The following is a 12,318-nucleotide window of genomic DNA, read 5'->3' as shown; positions in this document are numbered from 1 at the left end:
AGGCTATCAGCGGAAGTAGTCTTGCAAAGGGCGCACTTCGAGCGATCCGGCCTTGAGCGCGGCGATTGCTTCGGCAGCAGCTTCTGCTCCGGCCATGGTCGTGTAGTAAGGCAGCTTCTGCATCAGCGTTGCGCGGCGGATCGACTTGGAGTCGGAAACAGCACTCGCGCTGTCCGTCGTGTTGAAGACCAGATGAATCTGGCGATTGCGGATCGCGTCTTCCACGTGCGGACGGCCTTCGATGACCTTGTTGATCTTGGTCGATTCGACGCCGTTGGCTTCGAGGAACTTCTGCGTTCCGCCGGTTGCCATGACCTTGAAGCCGATGCTTGCAAGCTTGCGGACCGCACCGAGCACGCGTTCCTTGTCCTCGTCGCGAACAGATACGAAGACCGTGCCTTCACGCGGCAGTTCAACGCCTGCGCCAAGCTGTGCCTTTGCGAAGGCCAGAGCGTAGTCGTAATCAAGGCCCATGACTTCGCCGGTCGAGCGCATTTCCGGTCCGAGCAACGTATCGACGCCAGGGAAACGCGCAAACGGGAACACAGCTTCCTTGACCGCGATATGCGGGCGGGAAGGTGTTTTCGGCTTGCCGCCATAGGCGCCGAGTGCTGCTTCCAGGTTCTCACCGGCCATGACGCGGGCTGCAACCTTGGCGATCGGGGTGCCGACCGTCTTGGCCACGAACGGAACCGTACGCGATGCACGCGGATTGACTTCGAGAATGAAGATTTCGCCGTCCTTGATGGCGAACTGCACATTCATCAGGCCGCCGACATGAAGCGCCTTGGCAAGCGCTGCCGTCTGGCGTTCCAGTTCGGCAACGGTTTCAGGCGAAAGTGTATGCACCGGCAGCGAGCAGGCCGAGTCGCCCGAATGGATACCGGCTTCCTCGATATGCTCCATGATACCGGCGACAAAGCTGTCCTTGCCGTCACACAGGCAGTCGACGTCCACTTCAATGGCTTCCGTCAGATAGGTATCGAACAGAAGCGGGTTCTTGCCGAGCAGCGTGTTGATCTGGCCGGTCTTGTCGTTCGGATACTTGGCCTTGATGTCTTCCGGCACCAGCTCCGGCACGGTGTCGAGCAGATAGTTCTGCAGCGAGCGTTCATCATGGATGATCTGCATGGCGCGGCCACCGAGAACATAAGATGGGCGCACGACAAGCGGGAAGCCGAGGTCGGCTGCGACGAGGCGTGCCTGCTCCACCGAATAGGCAATGCCGTTCTTCGGCTGGTTGAGATCAAGCTTGATCAACAGCTTCTGGAAACGGTCACGATCTTCCGCAAGGTCGATGGCGTCTGGCGAGGTGCCGAGGATCGGGATGCCGGCCTTTTCAAGCGCATTGGCGAGCTTGAGCGGGGTCTGGCCGCCAAACTGTACGATGACACCGTGAAGCGTGCCCTTCTCCTGTTCAATGCGCAGGATTTCCAGCACGTCTTCCGCCGTCAGCGGTTCGAAATAGAGACGATCCGACGTGTCGTAGTCGGTCGAAACCGTTTCCGGATTGCAGTTGATCATAATGGCTTCATAGTCAGCATCATTGAGCGCAAAAGCCGCATGGCAGCAGCAATAGTCGAACTCGATGCCCTGACCGATGCGGTTCGGACCGCCGCCGAGAATGACGACCTTCTTGCGATCCGAGACTTCGGCTTCCGAGCGCGGCTGGCCGACGAAAGGCGTTTCATAGGTCGAGTACATGTAGGCAGTCGGCGAAGCGAATTCGGCAGCGCAGGTGTCGATGCGCTTGTAGACCGGATGCACGTCGAGTTCGCCGCGCAGCTTGGCCACGTCTTCCGCGTCCTGATCCGTCAGGCTTGCAAGGCGCGCATCGGAGAAGCCCATGGCTTTCAGCATACGCAGGTTTTCAGCGTCCTGCGGCAGGCCGTGTTCGCGGATGCGCTCTTCGGTCTTTACGATGGCTTCGATCTGTTCGAGGAACCACGGATCGATCTTCGATGCGTCGTGCACCTGCTCGGTGGTCAGGCCGAGACGCATTGCCTGCGCGACCATGCGCAGACGATCCGGCGTCGGCGTGCCGATGGCGGCGCGGATGGCGTTCTTCTCGTCGCCTTCCTCGATATTCGGGATGGCAATTTCATCGAGGCCGGTCAGGCCGGTTTCAAGACCGCGCAGCGCCTTCTGCAAGCTTTCCTGGAAGGTACGGCCAATGGCCATCACTTCACCGACCGATTTCATGGCAGTGGTCAGGATTGGCGAGGAGCCGGGGAACTTTTCAAAGGCAAAGCGTGGGATTTTGGTGACGACATAGTCGATCGATGGTTCGAACGAGGCAGGCGTTGCACCGCCGGTGATGTCGTTGTCGAGTTCGTCGAGCGTGTAGCCGACGGCGAGCTTGGCCGCGACCTTGGCAATCGGGAAGCCGGTGGCCTTGGAAGCGAGCGCCGAGGAACGCGACACGCGCGGGTTCATTTCGATGACGATCATGCGGCCATTGGCCGGGTTGATCGCGAACTGCACGTTGGAGCCGCCGGTTTCGACGCCGATCTCGCGCAACACCGCAATCGAGGCGTTACGCATGATCTGGTATTCTTTGTCGGTCAGCGTCAGCGCCGGTGCAACGGTGATCGAGTCGCCGGTGTGCACGCCCATCGGATCGAGGTTTTCGATCGAGCAGATGATGATGCAGTTATCCGCCTTGTCGCGGACGACTTCCATTTCATATTCTTTCCAGCCCAGAACCGACTCTTCGATCAGAACTTCGGTCGTCGGCGACGCATCCAGACCGCGCTCGATGATTTCGAAGAACTCCTGACGGTTATAGGCAATGCCGCCGCCAGTGCCGCCGAGCGTGAAGCTTGGGCGGATGATGGCAGGCAGGCCAACAACGTCGAGCGCCTGCGCAGCCTTTGCAAGCGCGTGCGTCATGTAACGTTGCTTGCGTTCGACTTCGCCGAGCTGCCATTCGGTTTCAAGCTTGTCGAGCGCCTTGTCGAGATCGTCACCCGAAAACTGCGCCTTGACTTCGGCGCGCTTGGTTTCGTGGCGCTTGCGGTCTTCGTCCTTGATTTCGGTGGCGTTGGCGAGTCTGGATTCCGGTGTATCGAGGCCAATCTTTTCCATGGCTTCGCGGAAAAGCGCGCGATCTTCTGCCTTGTCGATGGCTTCCGCATTGGCGCCGATCATCTCGACATTGTAGCGCTCAAGAACGCCCATGCGGCGGAGCGACAATGCGGTGTTCAGCGCGGTCTGGCCGCCCATGGTCGGCAGCAACGCGTCCGGGCGTTCCTTGGCGATGATCTTGGCGACCACTTCCGGCGTGATCGGTTCGATATAGGTTGCATCCGCCAGATCGGGATCGGTCATGATCGTGGCCGGATTGGAGTTGACGAGGATGATGCGGTAGCCTTCCTCTTTCAACGCCTTACAGGCCTGCGTGCCCGAATAGTCGAATTCACAAGCCTGGCCGATGACAATGGGGCCCGCGCCGATAATCAGGATCGATTTGATATCTGTACGTTTCGGCATGGGCGCTCGTCCTATCTTCTTCGCGCGCATGATCTTGTCCGAAAACCGGTTCCCATTTTTCGGGATCATGCTCTTGTTTTACGCATGTCTTTGTCTCGAAACCGCTTCCCACTTTCGAGAGACATGCTGCTTAGCCTGCCAGAAAAGCCCGCACGGTTTTCCGGCGGGTTGGCAGCGTATGAATTCTGTGGGCTAAGCGGGCCTTATAGGCAATCGATTCCGAAAGCGGAACCCCACAAATCGTTTTATTTCAAAGAAAGTGCGGGCATTCACGAAAATTCTTGCCCGCCTCATACTTTCTCTGTCGATGTTATGACCGAAACACAGTGCTCGCGGGCCGTTCAGGCTTCTGCCTGAGCGACCTTCAGCGATGGTTTGTTGCGCTTTGTGAGCATATGGCCGAGCCTGTTCGACGGTAGTTCGATCAAGCGATAGGAAATCTTTGCTGCGATGATCGCACCAATCACGATGGCAGCCATGCCGGCGATCTCAAGTGTGGGGCCGACGTTCAGCTTCCGCATCACCGCCCAGCCAAAACCGACCACGAACATATGTGTCAGGTAGAGCGAATAGGAAGTCGCCCCGAGATCGACAAAGAAATTGTCTCGCAGGTCGCCGAGCCAGCGCTCGATGCCCAATGCACCGGTAACCAGTAAAACAGCCGCACCGCACATGATGAGATAAGTGAAGAAGTTGTTGAATGCGACCAGTGGGGTGGAGAAGGTGCCGTAAAGCGCCGCTATGGCGAGGATGCCAATTCCGGCCAGCGCGACCGGGGACAATTTTTCCCACAGACGATGCTTTTCCGCTTCGGCCAGCCACATGCCGCACATGAATGTCAGCAGGTTCTTGTGAAGATAGAATGCAGCGATGCTCGCCGATGGTTCGACGAAGAAGCTTCCGATGACACATGCGCCGAAGATACCGGTCAGCAAGATCGTGCGCTGTAAGGCATTTTTGCACCACCAGAACAAGGCGAACACAAGATAGAAGAACAATTCGTAGTTCAGCGACCAGCCGAGTTTGAAGATCGGGCGCCAATCGCTTGGGTCACCCGGTGTGGCGGCGGGTATGAAGAACAGCGATTTGATGAAATAGCCCACATCCGGAACCGTCGTCTTGAACAGTGACGGCAGATAGAGAGCGCAGATGAAAACCGTGATCGTGCAGAGCCAGTAAAGCGGCACGATGCGGAAAACGCGGCGCAGCAGAAAGTCACCGGGCCTGAACGGGCCATCGGCATTGACATAGGCGATGATGAAACCGCTGATGACGAAGAACAGTTGAACGCCGAAAACACCCAGCATTGTGATGGCATTGTTTGTTTCTGCGCGCGGATGCTCGATCGTATGGGCGATCAGCACGGCCGTTGCCGCAAGACCGCGCAATATCTGGATCGAATAAAGCTGTTTTCGATTCTGCATCGTCTATGCCCCCATTGACAGAGCATGCTTTAGCGAATGCCGCGCATTTCCGCAATTACTAGCGTATAGATTGTGGGGGCTTCGCCTTCAATTTGTGACATTGTGAAGGAAGCCGTCAATTTTTCTAGGATCCCTTCCATTGATGCTTGTTTTGACAGGTTTTGTCTATCGAAGCAGAAAGGGATTTCTATTGTCCAAGCTATTGCGAAAGAGTCTTCGTTTGTGATTGACACTGCCATTTACTTTTTATGTTGCCGTGCCAACTCTTTATGCGACAATTACATGTATAGTTTGGTGCTGCTTCGTCGAGAGCGGCACGGTGTAGGGGAGTTGGTCAATGCGCTGGCAAGGCCGTAGGCAAAGTGACAATGTGGAAGATCAGCGCGGGGCGCAGGGCGGTGGCATAGGTGGCGGCTTCGGTCGCGGCGGGGGCCTTGGCGGTCCCGGCTTTCGAATCGTTCGCGGCGGCGGCATTTCCGGTATTCTCATTCTGGTGGTGATGTTCTTCGTGCTGCGTGCGGTTGGTATCGATCCGCTGCCGATCCTGTTCGGCGATGGCAGCATGGGGCCGAGCGTAACTCAGCAGGCCGGTCAATCCGGACGGACCGCTGCCGAGGGGGGCGCGGTTGCCAATGATGAGACAACGCAGTTCGCCCGCACCGTGCTGGCTGAGACGGAAGACGTCTGGAGCGGCATTTTCAAGTCACGCGGCCAGACCTACACGCCGCCGACCATGGTGCTCTTTTCCGGACAGGTTCGTTCGGCCTGCGGCTTTGCTTCCGCAGCATCTGGACCGTTTTATTGCCCAGGTGATCGCAAGCTCTACATCGATCTGAGTTTCTATAAGGAACTGGCAAATCGTTTTGGCGCTTCCGGCGATTTCGCACAGGCCTATGTCCTTGCGCATGAGGTCGGGCACCATATCCAGAACCTGCTTGGCATTCTGCCCAAGTTCAACCAGATGCGTCAGCAGATGAGCGAAGCGCAGGCCAACCAGATGTCGGTTCGTGTTGAGCTTCAGGCCGATTGCTTCGCCGGTGTATGGGGTTACTACACGGAGCAGAAGGGTATTCTGGAAGCAGGTGACCTTGAAGAAGCTCTGAATGCGGCACACCAGATCGGTGATGACACGCTACAGCGCCGTAGTCAGGGTTATGTTGTTCCGGAAAGCTTCAATCATGGCACATCCGCCCAGCGCGCCAAGTGGTTCCAGCGCGGCTTCGATAGCGGCAAGCTGGAATCCTGCGATACATTCAGCGGTGATGTTTAAAGTCGTTCTGATACTTTAGAAAAAGGCGGTTTCGACCGCCTTTTTCTTTGTGGAGGAAAAACGCCGGTTCTTTTTGTCGAAAGCCTGCAATATTCGCCTTGTCGTGAAATAATTTTCCGGATAAATGCATTCGCACCGGCGCGGCCTTTTTCCGATTTGCAAGCGTGACGCTCAATTTTGAGCGGCGATGGCGCGCGAGTTCTCCAATCAACACAATTTATGAATGTTCCACCTTTTCCGTCGTGGAGCATATTTCAGGTGTCCCATGCATGATCCCCAGTTTGTACGGCGGGGCTTGTTACTCGTCTTTATGACACTGTTCCTCGACATTATCGGCATTGCGATCATCATGCCGGTTCTGCCGACTTTTCTCGAAGAGCTGACCGGCGCGGATATCAGCACTGCAGCCGTCGATGGTGGCTGGCTTTTGCTGGTCTATGCCGGAATGCAGTTCCTGTTCGCGCCGATGATCGGCAATCTGAGCGACCGTTTCGGGCGCCGCCCGGTGTTGCTCGCCTCGATTTTCACCTTCGCGCTCGACAATCTGATCTGTGCGCTCGCAACCACCTATTGGATGCTGTTTATCGGTCGTGTGCTGGCAGGCATCAGCGGAGCAAGCTTCGCGACGGCATCCGCCTACATTGCCGATGTCAGCGATGACAGCAATCGTGCGCGCAATTTCGGCCTGATCGGCATTGCTTTCGGTGTCGGTTTTGCACTCGGTCCGGTGCTGGGCGGTTTGCTGGGGGAGTTCGGTCCGCGCGTTCCGTTCTACGGAGCGGCGTTCCTGTCTTTCATCAACTTCATCCTCGCCTATTTCCTGTTACCGGAGACGTTGACGCGTGAAAACCGGCGCACCTTCCAGATCGCCCGCGCCAATCCGCTGGGTGCGCTCAAGCAGATGCGAAACTATCCCGGCATCGGCTGGGTGGTGCTGGTCTTCTTCCTGTTCTGGCTGGCTCATGCCGTCTATCCGTCCGTCTGGGCCTTCGTCGGTGCTTATCGCTATAACTGGAGCGAAGCTCAGATAGGTCTGTCGCTGGGGCTTTTCGGTATCGGCGCGGCGTTCGTGATGGCGCTTGTCCTGCCAAGGGTCTTGCCGGTGCTTGGCGAGCGGCGCACGGCGATCACGGGCGTGCTGTTTTCCTGTCTTGGCATGATCGGATACGCCATCGCATGGGAAGGCTGGATGGTTTATGCCGTCATCTTCCTGACGGCGCTGGAAGGTCTGGCCGATCCGCCGCTGCGCAGTATTGCGGCAGGCAAGGTTCCGCCTTCCGCGCAAGGAGAATTGCAGGGTGCACTGACAAGCGTGTCGAGCATTACGACCATCATCGGCCCGCTCATCTTCACGCAGCTTTTCGCCGTGTTCACCGGCATGAATGCGCCGTTCGTCTTCGCTGGAATGCCCTATGCCATTGGAGCCGGACTGGTTTTTCTGGCGCTGGTCATCGTGGTGGCGCGGGTGCGTCCAACGCCCTCGGCCAAGCCCTCAGAGGTTTGATCGATACGGAAAATGAAAAGGCCGGAGTTTTCACTCCGACCTTTTACTTTGATAACTCATGCGGAAGGCTTAAGCCGCCTGTTCGCGTTCCGGAAGCGGCGTTTCGCCCTTCTTTTCGCGGATCAGGTTGATGAAGCGGCGGAACAGATAGTGCGAATCCTGCGGGCCGGGCGATGCTTCCGGATGGTGCTGCACCGAGAATACCGGCTTGCCGACGACGCGCAGGCCGCAATTGGTGCCGTCGAAGAGCGACACATGGGTTTCCTCGACATTTTCCGGCAGCGAGTCTGAATCGACCGCGAAGCCGTGGTTCATCGATACGATCTCGACCTTGCCGGTCGTGTAGTCCTTCACCGGATGGTTGGCGCCGTGATGGCCCTGATGCATTTTCTCGGTGCGTCCGCCAAGTGCGAGCGCCAGCATCTGGTGACCGAGGCAGATGCCGAAGACCGGAAGGTCGGTTTCGACAAGCTTCTTAATGGTTGGAACGGCATACGCGCCGGTCGCTGCCGGATCGCCAGGACCGTTGGACAGGAAGACACCATCCGGGTTGTGGGCCAGAACGTCCTCAGCCGTTGCCGTTGCAGGCAGCACGGTGACCTTTGCGCCGAGGCCGGTGAGCAGGCGCAGAATGTTACGCTTCACGCCGAAATCGAGCGCCACCACGTGATATTCCGGGGCGTCCTGTTCGCCATAGCCGTCTGCGAGCGTCCATGGAGTTTCTTTCCATGTGAGGCTCTGGCCAACCGTGACGTCCTTGGCGAGATCGAGATTTTCAAGACCGCTCCATGCGGCGGCGCGTGCTTTGAGTGCTTCGAGGTCGAACTTGCCGCTCGGATCATGAGCAATGACTGCGTTCTGTGCGCCGCGCTCGCGGATGAGCGAGGTCAACGCGCGCGTATCGATACCGGCCAGCGCAATGACGCCGCGGTGCTTCAGCCACGCATCCAGATCTTCCGTTGCGCGGAAATTCGATGGTGACGTGATGTCAGCCTTGAAGATCGCGCCGACTGCGCCGTGGCGATTGGCCGGCGTCAGGTCTTCAACGTCTTCGGCATTGGTGCCGACATTACCGATGTGCGGGAAGGTGAAGGTTACGATCTGACCGGCATAAGACGGGTCGGTCAGGATTTCTTCGTAACCGGTCAGCGCCGTGTTGAACACGACCTCGGCTTCAATCGCACCGATTGCACCGAGGCCTTTGCCTTCGATCACGGTTCCGTCCGCAAGTACGAGGATGGCGGTTCGCTTCTCAACAGTCCAGGGTGCTGTTTTCGGTGTGGTTTCTGTCATGGTCTGCACTCCTGATTGTTAGCCGCGCGCCAGCGTGTGCTGTTATTTCGTTGCCAGCTAGAGCGTCGAACTGATGGAATCAAATCGACGCTCTAACTGTTTGTTTCCATGCATGCCGTTGTCCCAAAACCGGTTCCCACTTTTGGGCGGTATGCTTTATGCGGCACGCGTTCGTGTTCCAACGGCCACCGGAAGGGTGGCTTGAAAGATGAAGCGTCAAGGGTCATATATGCGTCAAAAGGCAGCGGGGATTTTAAACCTCCCGCCGCGAGCACGTGCCGATGTCCTGCTAAGCCTTGAGCAATAGAGAAACTTGGACGCCGGGTCAATCGTCCGAGGCCATGCTTTCCTGAAATAATGACGATAATCGTCGTATTATTATTTCTCGGGAAGGTGGTTCGGACAGCTCGGCGATTCTATTCGCTTGCTGTATAGATGCAGGAAACGAACAACAAAGAACTTACACCGTCAGGAGAGACGTTATGCTTCGCCAGGAGATTTCCCAGGCCCTCACGACCGCGCTGAAAGCACAGGAGAAGCGTCGCATGTCGACGCTGCGCTTGATCCTGGCTGCGGTAAAGGACCGAGATATCGCCAACCGTACTGCTGGCAAGGACCCGGTCGGGGATGAAGAATTGCTGGGTATTCTCGGCAAGATGGTCAAGCAGCGCGAAGAATCCGCCCGGATCTATGAAGAAGGCAGCCGTCTTGAGCTCGCTGAAGCCGAGCGCGAGGAAATCACGATCATTTCCGAGTTTCTGCCGCAGCAGATGAGCGAGGATGAGGTCAAGCAGGCCTGTGCGGATGTGATTGCCGAAATCGGTGCTCAAGGTCTGCGCGACATGGGCAAGTGCATGGCTGTTCTTAAAGAGCGCTATGCAGGCAAGATGGATTTCACCAAGGCCAGCGCCATCGTGAAATCGCTTCTGCAGTGAAAGCGTGAGGCATAAGCGCCTTTTGCTTTGTGCCTCAGCCCCCGCTCTGGCGGGGGCTTTTTCTTGTGCTATGCATAGCAAAGGTCAATCGATACCGGGTGTGAACCGATGAAAACAGCTTTGCTTGTCATAGACGTTCAAAACGACATCGTGGCCGGAACGGGCACGCTGGAACGGCAGCCCATTATCGACCGTGCCCTTGATGAGGTTGTCATCAGACTGCGTCATCTGCGGGAGAAAGCGCATCAGGCTGGAATTCCGGTCATCATGGTGCAGCACGATGGCGGTCCGGGCGACGAGCTTGAAAAAGGCATAGCCGGTTGGGAAATCCGCGAGGAACTTGCTTTAAATCCGAGAGATATCCTCGTTGAGAAGCGCAGCTGCGACTCTTTCCATGAGACGGGTCTTCAGGCCCTTTTGCGAAGGCAGGATGTCTCGCATCTTGTTATTGGCGGTTGCCAGACGCAATATTGCATCGACACGACCGTCCGGCGCGCTGTTTCTCTTGGCTATGACGTCACACTGATCGGGGACGCACACACGACGGGCGACACTGCCAGCCTGCAATTTGCGGATATCATTGCCCACCACAATGAGACGCTGAATGGTTTCAAGGCTGGAAGTGCCCGTGTGCGGGTTCGCCCTGCTGCGGATATTTCCTTTTGATATTCAATGTCTTGCGGCTGCAGGTGTGTGCCCGCTGCCACATGGTCTGATTTCAGCCCTGCTTGACGGCTTTCAGGCGCGTATCGCTGAGGAGGCCCTGTTCTTCGAGGACGGGATAGGCCATTGAGGCGAGAAGCGAGTTGATCTGCTTGAGGTCGCGGATCGTGTCGAGATGGATGCTGCTGGTCTCGATGCTGCGGGTGGCGCCTTCGCGCAGTCGGCTGAAATGGCGCATGCTGGTCTGCTTTTCCAGTTCACGCAGCTGGTCCTTTTCCTGCACTAGCTGACGGGCCGTACGGCCATCGCGTGAGACGATCACATTGAACGCCATGTGCGCATTGGCCAGAACCATGGCGTGGAAATGGCTGAGTTCCTTCCAGCCTTCTTCGGTGAATTCCAGCTTGTGATCCATCTTCTTTTGAACATGCGCCAGCATGTTGCGCACGATGATGTCGCCGACCTGCTCAAGCTTCACACATGCGCCCAGCAATTCCTGCATGCGCAGCGACTCGAAATCACTCAGCTCATGGGTTGCAAGCCTGGTCAGATAGAGCTTGATGGCGGCATGGCGCTTGTCCACGCGGTCATCAAGGGCTTCAAGTTCATCGATCCGCACCTGATCGGGCTTCTCATATAGCTCCATGACCCGCCGCAGCATGACTTCGATCGTGTCGCAGACGCCGACCACTTCCCGGGTCGCATTGGCAAGCGCCTGCGAGGGCCGGTCGAGCACGGCAGTGTCGAGCGCGCTATATTGCTCGATCTCGATGGGTTGCTGCGAAGCCGGGCTGCCCTTGTCCGCATTGAGATTGACCAGAGCCTCGGTTGCGCGCAGCACGAGGCCGGAAAGCGGAATACCGGCAATCATCACGATGACATTGAACAGGATATGCGCATTGACCACCTGCGAAACCGGATCGGTGCCGAGAAAGGCGACCGACGGTTTGAAGGTCTGGTAAAGCACGAGCATGATGAGTGACCCGGCGCCGCGCATCAAAAGATTGCCGAGTGGAACGACGCGGGTTTCAGGTGGCGCATGCCGGGTCAGGATCGGGGCGATGATCGAAGACCCCAGATTGACGCCGAGAACCATCACCACAGCGAGCTCTGGATGGATCAGCCCGCGCGAGGCAAAGGTGGTCAGCAGGATGACGGCGGCAACGCTGGAATGAAACAGCCATGTCATGAGGGCTGCGAGCAGATAGGCCGTGATCGGGTCGCCCGACAGATAGTCGACGATGACCGGCAGAAGCTCGCTTTGCCGCAGCGGCTCGGTAGCTTGCCCAGTCATTTCCAGCGACATGATGAGAAGGCCGATACCGACCAGAATGCGTCCGATCTGCCGCCAGTCACGACGCTCGGTGGTCATGAAGATGCCGGTGCCGATGACAAGGCAGAGCGGTACCAGAAGCGTGAGATCGTAGCTCAGGATCTTGACGACGAGGGCGGAGCCAAGCTCACCGCCGCGCACGGCCATGAGGCCTGCGATGCCGCTGACAAAACCTGAACCGACAAATGAACCGACGAGAAGCGTAACCGCTGTCGAGCTTTGCAAGGCGACAGCAAGGGCAAGGCCGAAGGCGACGGAAAGCAGCGGGTTCTGCATCTGGTTGCGCAAGCGTCTGCGCAGCCGGTCGCCATAGGCACGCTCCACCCCGGTCCGAACCATGCGTGTCGCCCAAAGCAGGAGCGCAACTGCACCGGCCAGATGCAAAAGGACCAAAGAACCATTCA

At 57.5% G+C, this 12,318-nt stretch carries 8 protein-coding genes; 4 read left to right on the top strand and 4 right to left on the bottom strand.

Going from position 1 to position 12,318, the window contains the following annotated elements; translation table 11 throughout:
• Positions 1-6: 6 nt before the first annotated feature.
• Both carB and AAE521_RS20065 read right to left on the bottom strand, forming a co-directional pair.
• A complete protein-coding gene (gene carB / locus AAE521_RS20070; protein ID WP_342062232.1) occupies positions 7-3,492 on the bottom strand; it encodes a carbamoyl-phosphate synthase large subunit in 3,486 nt (1,161 codons plus the stop codon).
• Positions 3,493-3,833: 341 nt separating this feature from the next.
• Positions 3,834-4,916 (bottom strand): acyltransferase family protein, encoded by a 1,083-nt coding sequence (locus AAE521_RS20065; RefSeq protein ID WP_342062231.1) that lies wholly within the window; start codon positions 4,914-4,916, stop codon positions 3,834-3,836.
• A 337-nt stretch (positions 4,917-5,253) separates the two neighbouring features.
• Between AAE521_RS20065 and ypfJ the strand changes: the two genes are divergently transcribed.
• Entirely contained in the window at positions 5,254-6,186 is a 933-nt protein-coding gene (gene ypfJ / locus AAE521_RS20060; RefSeq protein ID WP_010659667.1) for a KPN_02809 family neutral zinc metallopeptidase, read from the top strand.
• Positions 6,187-6,451: 265 nt separating this feature from the next.
• On the top strand, positions 6,452-7,690 hold the full coding sequence (locus AAE521_RS20055; protein WP_342062230.1) for a TCR/Tet family MFS transporter: 1,239 nt from the start codon (positions 6,452-6,454) through the stop codon (positions 7,688-7,690).
• Between the two features lie 69 nt (positions 7,691-7,759).
• Here AAE521_RS20055 and carA read toward each other — a convergent pair whose 3' ends face one another.
• Positions 7,760-8,983, bottom strand: coding sequence for a glutamine-hydrolyzing carbamoyl-phosphate synthase small subunit (gene carA, locus AAE521_RS20050; RefSeq protein ID WP_151615328.1), 1,224 nt, complete (start codon positions 8,981-8,983; stop codon positions 7,760-7,762).
• 482 nt (positions 8,984-9,465) lie between these two features.
• Here carA and AAE521_RS20045 point away from each other — a divergent pair, with 482 nt between their 5' ends.
• Together AAE521_RS20045 and AAE521_RS20040 are read left to right on the top strand one after the other, a co-directional pair.
• Positions 9,466-9,918 (top strand): GatB/YqeY domain-containing protein, encoded by a 453-nt coding sequence (locus AAE521_RS20045; RefSeq protein ID WP_010659670.1) that lies wholly within the window; start codon positions 9,466-9,468, stop codon positions 9,916-9,918.
• Between the two features lie 108 nt (positions 9,919-10,026).
• Positions 10,027-10,584 (top strand): cysteine hydrolase family protein, encoded by a 558-nt coding sequence (locus tag AAE521_RS20040; RefSeq protein WP_342062229.1) that lies wholly within the window; start codon positions 10,027-10,029, stop codon positions 10,582-10,584.
• 52 nt (positions 10,585-10,636) lie between these two features.
• Here AAE521_RS20040 and AAE521_RS20035 read toward each other — a convergent pair.
• Positions 10,637-12,318, bottom strand: a 1,682-nt coding sequence (locus AAE521_RS20035) for a Na/Pi cotransporter family protein (protein ID WP_342061118.1), incomplete at its 5' end; no start/stop codon positions are given.

The sequence above is a fragment of the Brucella cytisi genome, assembly GCF_038433355.1.
GTDB classification, from domain to species: Bacteria; Pseudomonadota; Alphaproteobacteria; order Rhizobiales; family Rhizobiaceae; genus Brucella; species Brucella cytisi.
This window is presented reverse-complemented; position numbering and strand designations above follow the sequence as displayed.